Origin of the sequence: Mycoplana ramosa, from assembly GCF_041930185.1 — a bacterium.
Taxonomy (GTDB): Bacteria; Pseudomonadota; Alphaproteobacteria; order Rhizobiales; family Rhizobiaceae; genus Mycoplana; species Mycoplana ramosa.
Window position 1 is genome coordinate 45,401 of record NZ_JBHEEW010000015.1, and the last position, 18,468, is coordinate 63,868.

The following is an 18,468-nucleotide window of genomic DNA, read 5'->3' on the forward strand; positions in this document are numbered from 1 at the left end:
GATAGGGTGCGCGCCGGTCGCACGAACCGAGCCGGCTCAATCGCCGGCGACGAAGAACTTCCACTGCCCGTCCGGCGCGATCCCGACGCGATAGAAATTGTAGCTGCCGAATTCCTGCATGTCGGCAAAGTCACCCGCCGTGACGATGCGAAGAAGCTCCACCTTTTCCGGCGGGGACAGGTTGTCGAGCGACTTCGCTGTGAAATACGGCCAGACATACATCTCGTTCGGCGTGCCGGCGTCGACCTTGACGAATCCCGTTGCCAGGACATCGAGCAGGATTGCCAGGATCTCGATGCCGTCCGGATCGCCGGAAAGGCCCTTCAGCGTGATGACCGGGTCCTCGTCGCCGTCTGCGACGGAAACCTGCGTCTGTGTCGCTCCCTTGCCGAGCAGCGGTCGCAGACGCTCGATATCGCCGGAGGCCGCAGCCTCGACGATCAATTCCCGCATGCGGCGAACCGGCTGGGGCGCCTTGTCGATGTCGTAGATCACTTCGACCGGCGTTTCAGGCTCGGTGACCGCCTTGCCGGTTTCGGGCTCCGTTGCCTCCTGCTCGGCCGCGTCCTTGCGGATCAGCGGGTCGGGCATCGGCAGTTGCAGTCGCCGCGCGCCTTCGTCCGGAACGGTCTCGGTCGCCGTGCCGTCGTCTGCGGGCGGTTCGCTCACCTTGTCTTCGGTGTTCTGTCCGGGAACCTGCTGCAACTCGCTGAGTGCGAAGGCAGGCGAGGTGAGGCCGAGTGTTCCCGTGATCGTCAACGACAGGGAAACAGCGAACACGCCGCCGCGAAGCAGCCTGATGCGGTCGAAGAACCTGTGCATTGTCCCGATCTCTCGCCCCTATTGAAGCGTGCGCTCAGGAGAGAACTCGCCGGCAAGCATCCGCTCGCGCAGGGACTGCAGCATGGCCTCGGCACCTTGCTCGCCGAGAACGCGAATCGTCTCGCGCATGGCCAGCGCGATGGCGGCGTCGGCGATGATCTCCGGCTCGATGCCGTCCGCCATGCCGTCCGCCCAGGCCTCGTTCTGGTATTCCAGCGCGGCCTGCATCTTCTCATGCACGATCATCTCGTCGATATCGTTGAGGCTAGGTTCCATCATATGATCCATGCGCGGCATCTACTTCTTTACCAGACTGTTAACAACCTTATCAGCCTTTTCCCAAAACGACACGGGGCAGGGCGAAAAGAGGTTAATTATCCTCTAATTTCCGAACCGGGCGGTAATTTCGGTGGCCAGTGTTGCACCTTCGTTACGGTATTTCTCTTCTGCGGCGACGGCCTGCGCGGTGCAGGTGGCATAAACCGAGGCGAAGGAGCGATAGCCGCGGTTAAAGGCGGCAGTGAGGCGTTCCTTGCGGGCCTGCTCGTTTCCGGCTTCCATCGAAATGAGGTTCTCCATCGCCTTTCGCCAGGTGTCCTCGCCGTCCTTCAGGCAAAGGTTGCGCAGGTAGTGCACCGACCCGAGTATTTCCGAAAGCCGCTCCAGCCGCCCGTCATAGGGCGCGGGCTTGCTTTCCGGCGCGGGCTGGGACGTCGTTGCGGCCACGCCGGGGGTGGGGGTGGATTTGTCCTGAGATGCCCCGAGGCCTGTCGAGGACAGCAGCAGCAGCAGCGGCAGAGCGAGGCGGGCAGGCTTCACCATCGCGCTCAACTCATTCCGGCGCAGTGGAATGGTGCGCTATCTTTCCGTCCGCGGTCAGCCTCCAGGCGACGGATGCAGTCGCGCACGCTTTCGGGGGCGGGCAGCGTGGCGACCTCCTCAGCCGTGAACCAGCCGAGGTCGGCCGCATCATCGGCGGCGACGGCGACTGCGCCGGGGTCTGCTTGGACGCGAAAGACGGACAGGAAATAGTGGCAGCCGGTCGTGCTGCTTGTCAGCTCATACGTGGCGTAGAGGCGCGGGCTGCGCGCGACGATGCCGGTCTCTTCAGCGAACTCGCGCAGCGCCGTCTCGGCCGGCGTCTCGCCCAATTCGGCACGGCCGCCGGGGAAGGCATACATGGCTGCCGCCGGCGGGTTGCGCCGCAGCACCAGCAGGTAGCGACCGTCGCGCTCGAGAATGGCAGAGGAGGCTGCTTGGGACGGCATCGGCGAATCCGGACTCTTCATTGACCCTTTATAGGTACTCCCCGTAGATTGTTCCAGACTGGCGTGCCGGTCGAACGAGCGGCATCCGGATTTGAAATGACGCGCACCGCCGACCATCCGCGGGGGGCGGAGCACAGCAGGCGGGATCGGTTATCATGTGCGGGCGATTTGCATTGACGGAACCGGCTGCGCGGCTGGAGGAGTTTCTCGATGTCGTGGACGTGGAGGAATTCCCGCCGCGCTACAACATCGCGCCGACCCAGCCGATCCTCGTCATCATCTCCGGCGATCGCCAGGGGCCGGGCAGCAACCTGCCGGAGCGCAAGGCGATGCTGGTCCGCTGGGGGCTGACGCCGTCCTGGGTGAAGGATCCGCGCGAATTTCCGCTTCTGATCAATGCGCGCGCCGAAACGGCGATCGACAAGGCGTCGTTCCGCGCCGCAATGCGCCATCGCCGCATCCTCGTGCCGGCGAGCGGTTTCTACGAGTGGCATCGCCCGCCGAAGGAGACGGGGGAAAAGTCGCAGGCCTACTGGATCCGGCCGCGAAACGGCCGGCTCGTCGCGTTCGCCGGCCTTATGGAAACCTGGTCTTCCGCTGACGGGTCCGAAGTCGATACCGGTGCGTTCCTGACCACGAGGTCCAATGCGGCGATCGGGCGGATCCACGATCGGATGCCGGTGGTCATCCGTCCCGAGGATTTCGGCCGCTGGTTGGATTGCAGGACGCAGGAACCGCGTGAGGTCGTTGATCTTCTTGCGCCGGTGGAAGACGACTTCTTCGAGGCCATTCCGGTATCCGATAAGGTCAACAAGGTGGCCAACGTCGACCCCGATGTTCAGGAGCCATTGGCCGGGGCGCTGGCTGCGCCCTCAGCTTCGACGAAAAGATCCATAAGCGGCGACGATTCCGGCCAGCTTTCTCTGCTCTGAGGCGATGGCGCCGCGCGGCGAGGAGACCGCAACCGGCGCCGGCAATCTTACGCTTCGGCCAGCTTCACGCCGGCGGGGAGCTCCCGCTTGACGCTCTGGACCGCTGGCTTGCGCTGGCTCGCTGCGGCCAGTACCGCCTTCAATCCCAGCGGCTTGTATTGCTCCACGAGCGGCTTGGCGTTCTCGATACGATGCGTTTTCTTCGCTCGTTCAGTAACCATCATTGGCTCCCATTTACAATTGCGGCGACACCAAGATATTCGTGCCGATTCCTGGGTCTATATTTTGTATTAATGCGTGAATTTGGTAAAAATTCGCCGGAAAATCGAGTTATGTTGGGCCTTGCTTCGATGCTGGGCGTACTTTGTCCACACTTATTAACGTGTGCAGAGTATAGTTTCGCGGTTGTGGAATGGTTTGGGTTCGCGGAGGGCCGGCGGCGCCGGCCATCGTGCTGCCGGTGGCGCCGTTTTTCTTCAGGCGTTGGGGACGTTCGAATCGCGCATGCGCGCCTTTAATTGCAGCGCCGCGGCGAGAACCGCCTTCAGCCCCAGCGGCCGGTAGCGATGGATGAGGTCACATCCGGATTTCGGTTTGTCGCTCGTCTTCGTGGTCATCTTCGATCTTCCTTGGTCGTGTCGACGGATCATGTGCCGTCGTTGTCGCACATGCCCCACCGCGCTGGTGTCACCGGGGAAACAGGCGTCACCGTTGCGGTGTCTGGTGGTGCGAATCCGCATTCGAGGAAACAGGCCGCAATCATGACGAATTGGCGGCAGCGGGTGCGGGTGAGGGCGCACGTACGAAATAAAATCCAGATGTGTGTCGTGGAAGGCGCAGGGTGCTCTTGACCATCGATGAAACCGGCGCGATAAAGCCTGCCATGAAAACGGGTCTCTGCATTATTTGCCGGAGCATTATTCGCTAGCCTCACCGCTGGCTTGGCCGTTTTCGTCTCCTGAAATCCCCAGATGACAAACGGGCCGGGCCGACCGGACGCTTGCCCCATGGGAGATTTTTGATGGCCGACAAACCGGTCCTGACCTTGTACAACACGCTCACGCGGTCGAAGGCGCCGTTCGAGCCGATCGATCCGACCAATGTCCGCATGTATGTCTGCGGTCCGACCGTCTACGATTTCGCCCATATCGGTAACGCCCGCCCGGTCATCGTCTTCGATGTGCTTTTCCGCCTGTTGCGTCACGTCTACGGCGAACAGCACGTGACCTACGTGCGCAACATCACCGACGTGGACGACAAGATCAACGCCCGCGCGCTGCGCGACTTCGGCGCCGACATCAAGGATGGAACGATCACGCTGAACGAGGCGATCCGCCGGGTGACGGAGAAGACCGCCGACCAGTTCCACAGCGACGTTGCAGCACTCGGCACGCTGCCGCCGACGCAGGAGCCGCGCGCCACCGAGTTCGTGCAGAAGCGGTCGGACGGCCGCGCCGACATGATCACGCTGATCGAGCGGCTGATCGAGCGGGGCCATGCCTACCAGGCCGCCGGCGAGGTGCTGTTCGATACCTCGTGGTCCGGCTATGGCGAACTGTCCAAGCGCAATCTGGAGGAGCAGCAGGCCGGCGCCCGCGTCGCCGTCGAGGGACACAAGAAGAACCCCGGCGACTTCGTGCTGTGGAAGCTGTCCTCGCCGGAAGAGCCGGGCTGGGACAGCCCGTGGGGCCGGGGCCGTCCGGGCTGGCACATCGAGTGCTCGGCCATGTCGGCCGCCTATCTCGGCGAGACCTTCGACATCCACGGCGGCGGGCTCGACCTGATCTTCCCGCATCACGAGAACGAGATCGCCCAGTCGCGCTGCGCCCACGGCACCAAGGTCATGGCGAACGTCTGGATGCACAACGGCTTCGTCCAGGTCGAAGGCCGCAAGATGTCGAAGTCGGAAGGCAACTTCGTCACCATCCACGACCTGCTGCACACCGAAACCTTCGGCGGGCGAAAATGGCCGGGCGAGGTGCTGCGGCTGGCCATGCTGATGACGCACTATCGCGAGCCGATCGACTTCTCGGTGAAGCGGCTGGAAGAGGCCGAGCGGCTGATGGCGCGCTGGCCAGCGGAGCAGGCGGGCGAGGGTGACGCCGACCCGGCCGTCCTTGCAGCCCTTGCCGACGACCTCAACACGGTCGCTGCCGTTCAGGCGCTGCACGCGCTGGCGCAGAAGGCGGCCCATGATCCTGCTGCTGCCGCAAGCTTCCAGGCGAGCGCGGCACTTCTCGGCGTCAGGCCGAAAAAGGTCGAGATTTCAGCGGCGTTGGAGGCCAGTGTTGACTCGATCATTCAACTCCGCCTGGAAATGCTTAAAGCCAAAAACTTCGCCGAGGCAGACAAGATCCGCGACGACCTGCTGGCCAAAGGCGTCCAGCTCAAGGACGGCAAGGACCCGGCGACGGGCGAGCGGGTGACGACATGGGAGGTGAAGCGGTGAGGTTTGCGCACAGGGTATGAAAGGCATATGCTGCGGCATATGCCACTCCCACGGAGGCTGCCATGAATGTTGTCCGCGTCGAAAAGGCCCACGAGACGGAAGCCGGCGAGAGGGTTGTCAAGCTGTTTCGCAATGGCCGCAATCAGGCTGTGCGGATCCCGGTGGAATTCGAACTACCGGGCGACGAGGCGATCATGCGCAAGGAGGGCGACCGGCTGGTCATCGAGCCGAAGGCGAAGAAGAGCAGCCTGTTGGAGTGGCTCGCGACGCTGGAGCCTTGGGATGAGGAATTTCCGGAGCTGGACGAGAAGCAGCCACCTCCCGAGGACGTCGACCTATGACCGGATTCCGCTACATGCTCGATACCAATGTCATTTCGCAGATGGTGCGCAGCCCCGCCGGCGCAGTCACGACGCGCGTTGCCGAGGTCGGAACCGACAGCCTGTGCACCAGCGCGATCGTGGCGTCGGAGTTGCGATATGGGCTTAGGAAAAAGGGATCAAATCGGCTCTCCAGCCTTGTCGAGAACGCACTGGAGCGGATCGCCATCGTACCATACGACGAAGACGTTTCCTGGAAGTATGCCGAGGCGAGATTCGAGCTTGAGAAAATTGGCCAGCCGATCGGATACACGGACCTGTTCGTCGCCGCCCATGCGCTATCGCTCGGCTTGACCCTCGTGACCGACAATGTGCGCGAGTTCATTCGCGTCAGGGGCCTGAAAGTGGAGAACTGGCAGGAGACCGCCCCATGACCGACACCGTCTATACGGGCGGCTGCCAGTGCGGTGCTGTTCGCTTCCGCGTTCAGGGCAAGCTGAAGGACGCCTCCATCTGCCACTGCCGCATGTGCCAGAAGGCCTTCGGCGCCTATTATGCGCCGCTGGTCTCGACGCGCGGCGCCGAGCTTGCCTGGACGCGCGGCGAGCCGAAGCGCTTCCGGTCCTCGAATTTCGTAAGCCGCGGTTTTTGCGCCGCGTGTGGCACGCCGTTGACCTATGAGGCACCGGACGGAGTCGCGATCGCCGCCGGCGCCTTTGACGATCCCTCCCAACTGCCGCCGACCATCCAGTTCGGCACGGAAGGCAAGGTCGCCTTCGTGGATCGCCTCCACGCCTTGCCTGGACGCACGACGGAGGAGGATTTGGAGGAAGCTCCCTTCGTCCTCCAGATCGTCTCCAACCAGCACCCCGACCACGATACCGTGACCTGGCCGCCGGAGGGTCGGCCATGAGCATCGCGCGGATCTATACGGGCGGCTGCCAGTGCGGGGCGGTGCGCTATCGCGCCGAGGGCACGCTCGACGATCCGCATCTGTGCCACTGCCGCATGTGCCAGAAGGCGGCGGGCAACTACTTTTTGCCGCTCGCGAACGCTGCCCGCGAAACCTTCCGGCTGACGCGCGGCGAGCCGGGCTGGTTCCAGTCGTCGCAGCACGTGCGCCGCGGCTTCTGCCGGGACTGCGGCACGCCGCTCTTCTACGACATGCCGACGGAAGGCTACCTCAACATCGTGCTGGGCTCGCTCGACGATCCCCAGGACGTGCGCCCGCATTCGCAGTCCGGCGTCGAGTCGCGCGTGCCCTGGTTCTCGCAGCTCTCGCGCCTGCCCGAGCGGGAAACGGATCCGGATGGGCCGGCCGGGCGCGAGCATCACATCGCCGTTCTGGAGTCGAACCGCCAGCACCCGGACTACGATACCGACCACTGGCCACCGGAGGACTGACATGACCGAAACCTATCGCACCGGGGGCTGCCAGTGTGGCGCCGTCCGTTTCCGCATCCAGGGTCAACTCGGGCGCCGGTCGATCTGCCACTGCCGCATGTGCCAGAAGCAGTTCGGCGGCTTCTTCTCCGCGCTCGTCACGGCGCCGAAGGATGGTGTGGAATGGACGCGCGAGCAGCCGAGCTATTTCCAGTCGTCCGTCAACATCGATCGCGGCTTTTGCCGGAACTGCGGCACGCCGATGACCTATCGCCATCCGGGCGGGCTCGAAATTGCCATCGGCACCTTCGACGACCGTTCCGATCTCGCGCCGCAGGTCCAGGTCAACCATGGCGCGCGGCTGGCCTGGGTGGAGACGATCTTCGAGCAGCCGATCCACGACGACCCGGACTACTATTCGCGGCAGGAGGCGATCATCTCCTTCCAGCACCCCGACCACGAGACCGATCGGTGGCCACAACAGGGGCTGAAAATCTGAGGCGTTTGCCCCTCACCCTGACCCTCTCCCCGCAGGCGGGGAGAGGGTACGCAAACGGTTGCAGCAAACTGCCTTCTCCCCGCCCGCGGGGAGAAGGTGGCCGGCAGGCCGGATGAGGGGCTATGAAACATGAATACCGTTCCCAAGGAGGGAACACGAAATGAAGAAAGAACGCATCTACCTCTTCGACACGACGCTTCGCGACGGCCAGCAGACGCCGGGCGTGGATTTTTCGGTCGAGGATAAGATTGCGATTGCCGCAATGCTCGATGAATTCGGTCTCGACTATGTCGAGGGCGGCTATCCCGGTGCCAACCCGACCGATACCGCCTTCTTCGGAAAGAGGCGCACGCGCAGTGCACGCTTCGTCGCCTTCGGCATGACCAAGCGCGCCGGCGTCTCCGCCTCCAACGATCCGGGACTTGCGGCACTTCTGGAAGCAGAAAGCGACGCCGTCTGTCTCGTTGCCAAGAGCTGGGACTACCACGTGCGCGTCGCGCTTGGCTGCAGCAATGAGGAAAACCTGGAATCGATCCGCGCGTCGGTCGAGGCGGTCGCCGCGTCCGGCAAGGAGGCGATGGTCGATTGCGAGCACTTCTTCGACGGTTACAAGGAAAACCCCGCCTATGCGCTCGCCTGCGCCAGGGCGGCCTATGACGCCGGCGCGCGCTGGGTGGTCTTGTGCGATACCAATGGCGGCACGCAGCCGCCGGAAATCCGCGACATTGTCGCCGCCGTGATCGCCGCCGGGGTTCCGGGCGCCAATCTCGGCATCCATGCCCACAATGATACCGGCCAGGCGGTCGCCAATTCGCTGGCGGCGGTGGAAGCGGGTGTGCGCCAGATTCAGGGCACGCTGAACGGCATCGGCGAACGCTGCGGCAACGCCAATCTCGTGACGATCATCCCGACGCTGGTGCTGAAGGACAGCTATGCCGAGCGCTTCGAGGTCTCGATCGACCGGGAGCGCCTGCAGGGGCTGACCCGCCTGTCGCACCAGTTCGATGAGCTGCTGAACCGCTCCCCCGATCACCAGATGCCCTATGTCGGCGCCTCCGCCTTCGCCACCAAGGCCGGCATCCATGCCTCGGCGCTTCTGAAGGATCCGCGGACCTACGAGCACATTCCGCCGGAAAGCGTCGGCAACCTGCGCAAGGTGATGGTTTCCGATCAGGGCGGCAAGGCCAACTTCATCAACGCGCTGAAGCTGCGCGGGATCGTCGTTTCCAAGGACGACCCGAAGCTCGACCGGCTGATCGAGGTCGTCAAGGAGCGTGAGGCGACGGGTTATGCCTATGAGGGCGCGGATGCGAGCTTCGCGCTGCTCGCCTACCGCACACTGGGCACCATTCCGCAGTTCTTCCATGTCGAGAGTTTCCGCGTCATGGTCGAGCGCCGCTATGACGCCAATGGCAACCTCAAGACCGTCTCGGAAGCGGTGGTAAAGGTCGTCGTCGACGGCGAAACGATGATGTCGGTGGCGGAGGGACACGGCCCGGTCAACGCGCTGGATCTGGCGCTGCGAAAGGACCTCGGCAAGTTCCAGAGCGAGATCGAGGATCTGGAACTGGCGGACTACAAGGTCCGTATTCTCAACGGGGGCACGGGAGCCATCACCCGCGTTCTGATCGAATCGACGGACGCGACGGGCGCACGCTGGTGGACCGTCGGCGTTTCCGATAACATCATAGACGCCTCGTTCCAGGCGCTGATGGACAGCATCATCTACAAGCTCCTGAAAAACCGCGATGAAGCGGGCAGGGTGGCGGCGCAGTAGCGATGTGCTGAACGCTAGCCGAAACGACCGGCCGGCGGTTCTCCGGTTGCGAGGGCGACGCGGCGCGCCGCCGGCGGCATAGATGAAGCCCGCTTCATCTACCCTTCACCGAAATGAATTGGTGTATTCACCGCGGTTGCTTTAAAAACCCATCCTGAACTGTCGCGCGGAAGCAACCTCGCGCCGCGCCACACCAAAGCAGGATCCAGCCCCATGGCCGAACAGAGCAACGCACCCGAGGCGACGAACGGCGATTCCCTGCGCGGATTTTTCTTTGCGCTCACTGCCTATCTGCTCTGGGGGATCCTGCCGTTTTTCATGAAGGCAGTGGCCCATATTCCTGCGCCGGAGGTGGTGGCGCACCGCATCGTCTGGTCCGTTCCGATCGCCGGCCTGGTGCTTCTCTGGCTCGGTCGCACGGCGGACATCTGGAGAGCGCTGCGATCGCCGCGCATGGTCTTCATGGCGATGATCACGGCGGTTTTGGTGACGATCAACTGGGGCATATATGTCTGGTCGATTGCGGCGGGGCGGGCAATCGAGGCCGCGCTCGGCTATTATATCAACCCACTGTTTTCGATCTTCCTCGGCGCCGTGATCTTGAAGGAAAAACTGTCGGGGACGCAGATCGTGTCCATCGTGCTTGCCGCCGCGGCTGTCGCCATTCTTGCTGTTGAAACGGGCGGCCTGCCGTGGGTTTCGATTGGGCTCTGCGTATCCTGGGGCTTCTACGCCTTCTTCCGCAAGACCCTGCCGATCGGGCCGAACCAGGGCTTCTTCCTGGAGGTCATGCTGCTGAGCGTTCCCGCCATCGGCTACATCGTCTGGCTGGAGGCTACGGGTCGCGGCCATTTCGGTGACACCGGCGCGAGCGACCTCCTCCTGCTGCTTTCCTGCGGCGTCATCACCGCCGTGCCGCTGATGGTCTTCGCCAATGGCGCCAAACTGCTCAGGCTCTCCACCATCGGCATCATGCAATACATCACCCCCACAATGGTCTTTCTGACGGCCGTGTTCTTCTTCCAAGAACCGTTCGGCCGTTCACAGATGGCGGCTTTCGCGTTGATCTGGGTGGCAGTGATCGTCTACTCGGGATCGATGCTGACCAGTGTTCGCCGCCGGCGCGCCGAGACGCTCAACCCGGCGGAATAACGCCCCGGACAAAGGGACCGGAAACGCGCGGCCTCCATCCGAAAGGCCGCGGCGGACTTTGGCCGGGTCGGGCCGTGACCTAAAGCCTTGCGATGATCGCCGCTTCACCGCCGCGCTCAACCGCGCCCGCCCAATGATCGATCAGGGCGGGGACGATCTGGTCGGGCTCGTCGATGACGATCGGCTGGATCAGGTGGGCGGCGTGCACGAAGCCGGCATCGGCCATGTGTCGCATCAGCTTCAGCATCGGGTCCCAGAAGCCGGCGATATTGGCAAAGACGATCGGTTTGCGGTGGCGACCGAGCTGTGCCCAGGTCATGATCTCGACGATCTCCTCGAGCGTGCCGATGCCACCCGGGAGTGCCACGAAGGCGTCGGCGCGCTCGAACATCTTGTGCTTGCGCTCGTGCATGTCGGCCGTGACGATCAGTTCGGAGAGTTGCCCGAGCGAATGACGGGTCGCCTCCATATCGATGAGAAATTGCGGTATAATTCCCGTTACCCGCCCGCCACCGGCGAGCACCCCGCTGGCGACTGCCCCCATGATGCCCTTGGTGCCGCCGCCGTAGACGAGGCGGAGGTGATTCGCGGCCATGGACTGGCCGAGCACCCTTGCGGCGTTGATATAGGCGGAATCGCGGCCTGGCTGGGAACCGCAATAGACGCAGATGGCTCGAATTGGCATGGTTTCGTCGTTCATGGTCAGATTGAGCCATCCCATAGCGGGGCAGGTCAAGGAAAATGACATAAAAGGCACGGTGAATTCGTGTGCAAACCGGCCGCAAGCTTGTGGAAACCCTTGGAAATCGCTAGCAATTCCAGGGGGAATAGCGGCGTGCCGCGTGGAGATTCTAAAAGATGAAGTACAAGACCGGCCTGGTTGCGGTAGGCGTGTTGGCAGCGGCGACGGCATTGATGGTGTTTTTCGTCCTTCCAAACATCGACGAGGAGGACGTGCCCGAAGCCACGCAGCAGGCAGCTCAGCCCGCGACTGAAACGCCACCGGCGCAGCCGCCTGCGTCCGCCGCAAAGCAGGCGCGCACGGAAACCGCGCCGGACGCGGCCGCAACGCAGACGGACGGACAGACGGACAACAAGGCCGCGTCCGAGACGGCAAACGCCGACCCGTCGAGCGCCTGGCAGGCGCCGTCCTTCGACCTGTTGCGCGTCGAACCGGACGGTTCCACCGTGATCGCCGGCCACGCCGAGCCGAACAAGGAGCTGCAGATCCTGAGCGGTGAAACGGTCGTTGCCACGACCGATGTCGGCCCTTCCGGGGATTTCGCCGCTGTGTTCGACAAGCCGCTCGCTGCCGGCGATCATGAACTGGCGCTGCGCATCCTGGACAAGGGCGGCCTGGCCAAGACGTCGGAAGAGGTCGCGACCATTTCAATCCCGAAGGACGGCAGCGGCGAGTTGCTGGCCATGGTCACCAAGCCCGGTGCGGCCAGCCGTCTGATCACGGTGCTGCAGGGACCGCAGGGCACGACCAAAACGGGCGTAGCGCCATCGCAGGGTACTGCCACCGATACCGCCGCTCTTGCCCAGCCGGAAGCCGGCGCTGCTTCGGCTCCTGAAGCCAGTTCGGAGGCCACTGCGGCCGGCGGTCAGGGTGATCTGCCGAACGTGCGCATCTCGGCTGTCGAACTCGAGGGCGACAAGATGTTCGTTGCGGGCACGACGAAGCCGGACGCATTGGTCCGCATTTATGCCAACGACAAGCTGCTCGGCGAGATCAAGTCCGATCCGCAGGGGCGCTACGTGGTCGATGGCCAGATGTCGCTTCCGGTCGGCCGTCATACTGTCCGTGCCGACGTGATGAGTGAGGACGGTGCCAAGGTTGAACTGCGTGCATCCGTGCCCTTCGATCGCCCCGAAGGCGAGCAGGTCGCGGTCGTGGCCCAGGACCATGGCGCAGCCGATCAGGCCGGCAACGAGCTCGCCTTGATCGACAACGGCGCTTTCGAAAAGCTTCGGGCGGAGGCGAACAAGGCCGTCGCCCTCCTGAGCGGGCTCTATGCCAACGGGAACCTGCCTTCGGCCGAGGAACTGGCCGCGGCGCGCTCGGCCACCGAAATTGCCCTGCAGTCGCTCGCAGCTTACAAGGCGCCGCCCGGTGGCCCCGGCGAGGCGATCGCCGCACGCACCGCCGCCGTCGCCGCGGAGGTGCTGGCGAAGTTGAAGGCGCTTCCGACCGATGCCGCGACCGTAGGCCAGTCCATCGCGGCCATCGAGGCGTCGGTCAAGGATGCCCTGACCCCGGCGACCAACGGCAGCGCTGCGGCAACGGGCGTCGCGCAGGCTCCGGCGGTCGACATCGGCAAGCTCGAGGCCGACGTGTTCGAACTGAATTCGAAGTTCACGAACCTTTTGGCGGAGAGCAATGTCCAGACCGACGCGATTCAGGCGGCGCGCAGCGCGCTAGCGACCGCCCTCGGTAGGGTTGCGGCATACTCCGCGCCGACCGGAACGGACGCCGACCGGCTGGCGCTGGTGGACAGGCTGAAGGCCTGGGCAAGGTCGGCGGAGGAGGCTCTGGCCAAACTGCCGGCCGATGCGCCGAAGGAGAGCTATGCGGAGGCACTCGCTTTGCTGAAGGCGGCCCCTCCTGTCGCGCTCTCTTCGCCGTCCGAAACCGCCGCAGCCACCGGCCAGGCAGCGGACACGGGCGCCGCGCCGCCAGCGGCCGATACGAAACCGGCGGAGGTGGGCACGGCTGCGGGTGCCGAGACGCAGGCGTCGGCCGAGCAGCCAAAAACCGTGGAACAGGCGCCGCTGAAGGAGAGCAAGACCTCCGTCATCATCCGCCGCGGCGACACGCTGTGGCAGATCGCCCGCCGCGTCTATGGTCAGGGCGTGCGCTACACGTCGATCTATCTCGCAAATGAGGACCAGATCACCAATCCGGATCGCATCCTGCCGGGGCAGATCTTCGGGGTGCCGGACAAGGCCATGCCCGAGGCCGAGGCCGAGGAAATGCATCGCAAGCGCGTGCAGGGCGACTAGCATGTCTCCCGAAAGGGAAGGCATGCGAAAATAAAGCTGAAGTCGGCACGGAAAGCTGAATAGCCCGCCGCGCTTCGACGCCGTCACCGACTTGGCGTTCGCACATTGTATTGCGCTCCGCCGCATCCTATGTCAGTCGAAGCGGCGTCCCTGTTGGGACGCCGCATTTTTTCATGAAAGCTTGAGCCGGAGCCAACCGGCGTTCGGAGGCGTGCGTGGCGGCCACAACGAAGAAAACGGTTTCTGCCGATACCAGCAATCCGCTCGGAACCATCGTCAATCTCTGGCCCTACATGTGGCCCGCAGGCCGGCCCGACCTGAAGATGCGGGTGGTTTGGGCGACGGTGTTCCTGCTCCTCGCCAAGCTCGTTCTGCTGTTGGTGCCTTATTTCTTCAAATGGGCGACCGACGCGCTGAGCGGCAAGACGGACTTGGTGGGCTTGCTGCCGCCCTTCATGCTGGGCGCGGTGATGCTGGTGATCGCCTACAATTTCGCCCGCATCTTCCAGGCCGGACTGAACCAGCTTCGCGATGCCCTGTTTGCCAGCGTCGGCCAGTATGCCGTCCGTCAACTGGCCTACAGGACCTTCGTCCATCTCCACCGTCTGTCGCTGCGGTTCCATCTGGAGCGGCGCACGGGAGGGCTGTCGCGCGTCATCGAACGCGGCACCAAGGGCATCGAGACGATCGTTCGCTTCACCATCCTCAACTCCGTCCCGACCATGATTGAGTTCCTTCTGACGGCGGCCGTGTTCTGGATCGGCTACGGCTTCAGTTACCTGCTCGTCACCGCGGTCACGGTCGCGCTCTATATCTGGTTCACCGTCCGCGCCAGCGACTGGCGCATTTCCATCCGCCGCTCGATGAACGAGAGCGACACGGAGGCAAACACCAAGGCCATCGATTCGCTGCTCAACTTCGAAACGGTGAAGTACTTCGGCAACGAGGACATGGAGGCCAAACGCTTCGATCAGTCGATGGCGCGCTACGAGCGCGCGGCGACCCAGGTCTGGACCTCGCTCGGCTGGTTGAACTTCGGCCAGGCGCTGATCTTCGGCGTCGGCACGGCGATCATGATGGTGATGTCGGCGCTGGCCGTGCAGCGCGGCGAGCAGACGATCGGCGACTTCGTCTTCGTCAACGCCATGCTGATCCAGTTGGCGATCCCGCTGAACTTCATCGGTTTCGTCTACCGTGAAATCCGCCAGGGCCTCACCGACATCGAGCAGATGTTCGATCTTCTTGAGGTGCCTGCGGAGGTCGAGGACCGCCCGGGCGCGGGCCCGCTTGCGATCGGCGCCGGCGCCATCTCCTTCCGCGATGTCCATTTCGCCTACGACCCCGCACGACCGATCCTCAAGGGCGTCTCGTTCGAGGTCCCGGCCGGCAAGACCGTCGCGGTCGTCGGCCCCTCGGGGGCCGGCAAGTCGACCTTGTCGCGCCTGCTCTATCGCTTCTACGATGTTCAGCAGGGGGCGATCACGATCGATGGGCAGGACGTCCGCGACGTGACGCAGAAGTCGCTGCGCGCGGCGATCGGCATGGTGCCGCAGGATACCGTGCTGTTCAACGACACGATCGCCTACAACATCCGCTATGGCCGGCCATCGGCGACCGACGAGGAGGTGCGGGCGGCCGCTGACGTGGCCCAGATCAGCAGTTTCATCGAGCACCTGCCGGAGGGTTTCAAGTCGATGGTCGGCGAGCGCGGCCTGAAGCTGTCCGGCGGCGAAAAGCAGCGCGTGGCGATTGCCCGAACGATCCTGAAGAGTCCGCCGATCCTGATCCTCGACGAGGCGACTTCGGCGCTCGATACCCGCACCGAGCAGGAGATTCAGGCAGCCCTTGAGCTTGTCTCGAAGAACCGCACGACGCTTGTCATTGCCCACCGGCTGTCGACCGTGGTCTCGGCCGACGAGATCATCGTGCTGAAGGACGGCCGGATCTCCGAACGCGGCACCCACGCCGGCCTTCTGCGTCAGGGCGGCCTCTATGCCTCGATGTGGAACCGTCAGCGCGAGGCGACGGAAGCCGAAGAGCATCTCAAACAGGTTCGCGAGGCGGACGAGCTCGGTGTGGTCGTGCGAAGTGCTCCAGCGAACTGACCATGAGCGGCATGGCGGCCGGAAAGCCGCCATGCCCGCCCGATATTGATGACGCCCGCCTGCTGATCGATCATGCGACGAGGTCCGGGGCATCCACAATGCTCCGCTCGTAGCGCAGCGCCGCGTCCGCCGTCTCCTGCAGGAAGGCGAACCAGTTTGCTTTGTCGCCGAAGCTGCCAATGCCCAGGTTTCGGCGCACCCGGTTCAGGGCCTGCTCGGTCTCCGGTCCAAAGACGCCGTCAGCCCCGGCTTCTCCAACACTCTGGTTGAACAGCTTAACAAGCGCATGCTGAACGAACAGCGTGTGACTTCGCGCGTCCCGCTTGAACCTTGGGGCGGTACCGTTGTCGAAATGAAGATGGTCCCTGTGCGCCTGATTGTAATCGTGGTTGAGGACGGTGCCGAAATGCAGCCGCAGCAGCGCCTCGATCGCCAGATAGAGGAAGGGGCGGGCGGGAAACGTGTCGGCGACCCACCGGCTGCCGTCCGTGAAGATCAGCGCGTCGAGGTCGAAGGCTCTGTTTCTGTGGTGGTAGGAGACACCGGCGCCCGACCGCCCGACGCCGCCGCTCCAGATCTGACCGATTTCCAGCCCATGCTTGCTGAGAACCGCTTGCATCCCCGAGAAGCACGCCGTGCATTGGTGCAGGAAGTCGTTGTCGATGAACGGCCGCATCGCGACGGCGTGCCGTCCGTAGGATGTACCGTTGAAACGATCGTAATACAGGGGCAGACCTGCAATGCTTTCAACTCGCGTCAATGCCATTTCATCCTCCTTTAGGTTGTGTAATAAATTTATGCACCTATTGATAGAATTATGCCATCTAGAAATATGTGAAGCACCGACGCGGTGATGCAGAATTGCCGCAGAGTGGCGGAGAACACGCGGCACAGCACGGCCCGATTGCCGACGGGCTGCGGCCTCGACGCATTGCCCCCGTGGCCGTTTCGCGCTAGTTGCAGTGCGCAAGAAAAGCGGAGAGGCATGCATGAGTCTGGTCGGTACGGTCCGAAACACCCTGGTTCCCGTCCATCGCGAAGGATGGAAGTTCGTTGCCATCTTCTTCGTGGTGTCGCTCGTGCTCGGGCTCCTGTGGGAGCCGTTGATGTGGATCGGCTTCATCCTGACGGCCTGGTGCGCCTACTTCTTCCGCGACCCTGAGCGCGTCACTCCGCAGGATCCGGATCTCGTCATCAGCCCGGCGGACGGCCGTGTCTCGTCGATCGCGATGGTGACACCGCCGCTCGAGCTCGAGCTTGGCTCCGAGCCGATGCTGCGCATCACCGTCTTCATGAACGTCTTCAACTGCCATGTGAACCGGGCGCCGATGCGGGGCAGCGTCCGTCGCATCGCCTATCGCGCCGGGCGGTTTCTCAATGCCGAACTGGACAAGGCGAGCCAGGAGAACGAGCGCAACAGCCTGGTGATCGACACCGTGCACGGCGAGATCGGCGTCGTTCAGATTGCCGGTCTCGTGGCCCGACGCATCGTCTGCTGGACCTCGACGTTCGATCGTCTCGAGGCCGGTGAACGCTTCGGTCTGATCCGTTTCGGATCGCGGCTCGACGTTTTCCTGCCGGCCGGTGCCGAAGCACGGGTTGCGCTCGGCCAGACCGCGGTCGCCGGCGAGACCGTGCTTGCGGAGTTCGGTTCGGCGAAGGGACCAACGCTGGGACGCCGGGGTTGACAGGGGCGCGGGATCGCGTGATTTCGGAGTTCGGTGTCTTGCCGGATCGATTTCAGTGCGTTCCGGCCTGCAAACAAAGCGAGCCGAAATGAAAACGCCGTTCCATCCCTATGAACCGAACGGGCCGAATGATGAGGCCCGCGGTCCGCGATTGCGTCAAATCCCGCTGCGGGTGATCATTCCCAACCTGATCACGATTCTTGCCATCTGCGCCGGCCTGACCGGCATTCGCCTTGCCTTCGAAAATCGCTACGAGCTCGCTGTCGGCATGGTTCTTCTGGCGGCCTTCCTCGACGGGATCGACGGGCGCGTCGCCCGTCTCCTCAAGGCCACGTCGAAATTCGGCGTGCAGATGGATTCGCTGGCCGATATCGTCAATTTCGGAGTTGCGCCGGCGCTGGTGCTCTACGTTTTCGTGCTCGACCAGGCCCGCTCGATCGGCTGGATCGCGGCCCTCATCTTCGCCATCGCCGCCGGCCTGCGCCTTGCCCGTTTCAACGTGATGGCGGAACGGGAGACCAAGGCGAGCTGGCAGAGCGAATATTTCGTCGGTGTTCCGGCGCCCGCCGGCGCCATGCTCGTGCTGCTGCCGGTCTATGTCGGATTCCTGGGGGTGGCGCCGAGCCAGCCCTTCGCCCTGATCGCTTCGGCCTATACGGTGCTGATCGCCTTCCTTCTCGTCAGCCGTGTCCCGGTCTGGTCCGGCAAGTCCGAGGGCGGGCGCATCCGCAAGGATCTGGTCCTGCCAGTCATGCTCGCCATCGTCATCTATGTGGCGACGCTGATGAGCTTCACCTGGGAAACCATGGTCGTCACCGTCGCCCTCTACCTCGCCTCGCTGCCCTTCGGCGCCCGCGCCTGGTACCGCAAATATGGCGGCTGGCCGGCGACCGATTCGTCGGTCGAGAACCCGTTTCCCGGCGAAAGCGACGAACACTGAAGACGGACGGACACGCTCTCCGTATTTTCCGGGCTGAGATGCAAGACATCGCATGCCTATGCTCTGCAAGGGAATTGCGCCGCGATCCACTGAGCGGCGTCAGCGAGGCGACGGAGCTTCGCGTGCA

At 63.7% G+C, this 18,468-nt stretch carries 21 protein-coding genes; 13 read left to right on the top strand and 8 right to left on the bottom strand.

Going from position 1 to position 18,468, the window contains the following annotated elements:
• Positions 1 to 36: 36 nt before the first annotated feature.
• From JNC62_RS17940 to JNC62_RS17955, 4 genes are all read right to left on the bottom strand, one after another.
• Complete coding sequence (locus JNC62_RS17940) at positions 37 to 822, bottom strand: hypothetical protein (RefSeq protein WP_374840421.1); 786 nt, start codon at positions 820 to 822, stop codon at positions 37 to 39.
• A gap of 18 nt (positions 823 to 840) precedes the next feature.
• On the bottom strand, positions 841 to 1,110 hold the full coding sequence (locus JNC62_RS17945) for a hypothetical protein (RefSeq protein ID WP_310418280.1): 270 nt from the start codon (positions 1,108 to 1,110) through the stop codon (positions 841 to 843).
• Positions 1,111 to 1,203: 93 nt separating this feature from the next.
• Positions 1,204 to 1,644 carry a TIGR02301 family protein gene (locus tag JNC62_RS17950; protein ID WP_374840424.1) on the bottom strand — a complete coding sequence of 147 codons (441 nt, stop codon included), beginning with the start codon at positions 1,642 to 1,644 and terminating at the stop codon, positions 1,204 to 1,206.
• A gap of 5 nt (positions 1,645 to 1,649) precedes the next feature.
• Positions 1,650 to 2,090: an NUDIX hydrolase gene (locus tag JNC62_RS17955; RefSeq protein WP_374840426.1), complete on the bottom strand. Its 441-nt coding sequence runs from the start codon at positions 2,088 to 2,090 to the stop codon at positions 1,650 to 1,652.
• Positions 2,091 to 2,245: 155 nt separating this feature from the next.
• On the opposite strand from JNC62_RS17955, the gene JNC62_RS17960 reads away from it, so the two are divergent.
• Complete coding sequence (locus tag JNC62_RS17960; protein ID WP_374840429.1) at positions 2,246 to 3,022, top strand: SOS response-associated peptidase; 777 nt, start codon at positions 2,246 to 2,248, stop codon at positions 3,020 to 3,022.
• 47 nt (positions 3,023 to 3,069) lie between these two features.
• Here the strand turns inward: JNC62_RS17960 and JNC62_RS17965 are convergent, their stop codons facing one another.
• Together JNC62_RS17965 and JNC62_RS17970 are read right to left on the bottom strand one after the other, a co-directional pair.
• Positions 3,070 to 3,243, bottom strand: a complete 174-nt coding sequence (locus tag JNC62_RS17965) for a hypothetical protein (RefSeq protein WP_374840431.1) — start codon at positions 3,241 to 3,243, stop codon at positions 3,070 to 3,072.
• Between the two features lie 255 nt (positions 3,244 to 3,498).
• Positions 3,499 to 3,639 (bottom strand): hypothetical protein, encoded by a 141-nt coding sequence (locus JNC62_RS17970; protein ID WP_374840432.1) that lies wholly within the window; start codon positions 3,637 to 3,639, stop codon positions 3,499 to 3,501.
• 404 nt (positions 3,640 to 4,043) lie between these two features.
• Here JNC62_RS17970 and cysS point away from each other — a divergent pair, with 404 nt between their 5' ends.
• The 8 genes from cysS to rarD all read left to right on the top strand — a co-directional run bounded on the left by cysS (position 4,044) and on the right by rarD (position 10,602).
• Entirely contained in the window at positions 4,044 to 5,471 is a 1,428-nt protein-coding gene (cysS, locus tag JNC62_RS17975; protein WP_374840434.1) for a cysteine--tRNA ligase, read from the top strand.
• Between the two features lie 62 nt (positions 5,472 to 5,533).
• Complete coding sequence (locus tag JNC62_RS17980) at positions 5,534 to 5,812, top strand: antitoxin (RefSeq protein ID WP_374840437.1); 279 nt, start codon at positions 5,534 to 5,536, stop codon at positions 5,810 to 5,812.
• Positions 5,809 to 6,225: a type II toxin-antitoxin system VapC family toxin gene (locus JNC62_RS17985; RefSeq protein WP_374840441.1), complete on the top strand. Its 417-nt coding sequence runs from the start codon at positions 5,809 to 5,811 to the stop codon at positions 6,223 to 6,225. The genes JNC62_RS17980 and JNC62_RS17985 overlap by 4 nt, the downstream gene beginning before the upstream one ends.
• On the top strand, positions 6,222 to 6,704 hold the full coding sequence (locus JNC62_RS17990) for a GFA family protein (RefSeq protein WP_374840443.1): 483 nt from the start codon (positions 6,222 to 6,224) through the stop codon (positions 6,702 to 6,704). Before JNC62_RS17985 ends, JNC62_RS17990 begins: the two co-directional genes overlap by 4 nt.
• Positions 6,701 to 7,195, top strand: coding sequence for a GFA family protein (locus JNC62_RS17995; protein WP_374840445.1), 495 nt, complete (start codon positions 6,701 to 6,703; stop codon positions 7,193 to 7,195). Before JNC62_RS17990 ends, JNC62_RS17995 begins: the two co-directional genes overlap by 4 nt.
• A 1-nt stretch (position 7,196) precedes the next feature.
• Positions 7,197 to 7,673, top strand: coding sequence for a GFA family protein (locus tag JNC62_RS18000; protein WP_374840447.1), 477 nt, complete (start codon positions 7,197 to 7,199; stop codon positions 7,671 to 7,673).
• A 160-nt stretch (positions 7,674 to 7,833) separates the two neighbouring features.
• A complete protein-coding gene (cimA, locus tag JNC62_RS18005; RefSeq protein ID WP_374840449.1) occupies positions 7,834 to 9,450 on the top strand; it encodes a citramalate synthase in 1,617 nt (538 codons plus the stop codon).
• 213 nt (positions 9,451 to 9,663) lie between these two features.
• Complete coding sequence (gene rarD, locus JNC62_RS18010) at positions 9,664 to 10,602, top strand: EamA family transporter RarD (protein ID WP_374840451.1); 939 nt, start codon at positions 9,664 to 9,666, stop codon at positions 10,600 to 10,602.
• A gap of 79 nt (positions 10,603 to 10,681) precedes the next feature.
• On the opposite strand, the gene JNC62_RS18015 is transcribed toward rarD, so the two are convergent.
• Positions 10,682 to 11,302, bottom strand: coding sequence for an LOG family protein (locus tag JNC62_RS18015; RefSeq protein WP_374840453.1), 621 nt, complete (start codon positions 11,300 to 11,302; stop codon positions 10,682 to 10,684).
• A gap of 158 nt (positions 11,303 to 11,460) precedes the next feature.
• Between JNC62_RS18015 and JNC62_RS18020 the strand changes: the two genes are divergently transcribed.
• A complete protein-coding gene (locus tag JNC62_RS18020; RefSeq protein ID WP_374840455.1) occupies positions 11,461 to 13,608 on the top strand; it encodes a LysM peptidoglycan-binding domain-containing protein in 2,148 nt (715 codons plus the stop codon).
• Between the two features lie 215 nt (positions 13,609 to 13,823).
• The gene (locus JNC62_RS18025; protein ID WP_374840456.1) at positions 13,824 to 15,713 is read left to right on the top strand and encodes an ABCB family ABC transporter ATP-binding protein/permease; all 1,890 of its coding nucleotides are present in this window, start codon (positions 13,824 to 13,826) and stop codon (positions 15,711 to 15,713) included.
• A gap of 70 nt (positions 15,714 to 15,783) precedes the next feature.
• On the opposite strand, the gene JNC62_RS18030 is transcribed toward JNC62_RS18025, so the two are convergent.
• Positions 15,784 to 16,479: an extensin family protein gene (locus JNC62_RS18030; protein ID WP_374840458.1), complete on the bottom strand. Its 696-nt coding sequence runs from the start codon at positions 16,477 to 16,479 to the stop codon at positions 15,784 to 15,786.
• A gap of 196 nt (positions 16,480 to 16,675) precedes the next feature.
• Between JNC62_RS18030 and JNC62_RS18035 the strand changes: the two genes are divergently transcribed.
• Positions 16,676 to 17,401: a phosphatidylserine decarboxylase gene (locus tag JNC62_RS18035; protein ID WP_374840460.1), complete on the top strand. Its 726-nt coding sequence runs from the start codon at positions 16,676 to 16,678 to the stop codon at positions 17,399 to 17,401.
• An 88-nt stretch (positions 17,402 to 17,489) separates the two neighbouring features.
• Complete coding sequence (pssA, locus tag JNC62_RS18040; RefSeq protein ID WP_310418328.1) at positions 17,490 to 18,341, top strand: CDP-diacylglycerol--serine O-phosphatidyltransferase; 852 nt, start codon at positions 17,490 to 17,492, stop codon at positions 18,339 to 18,341.
• Positions 18,342 to 18,468: the final 127 nt, after the last annotated feature.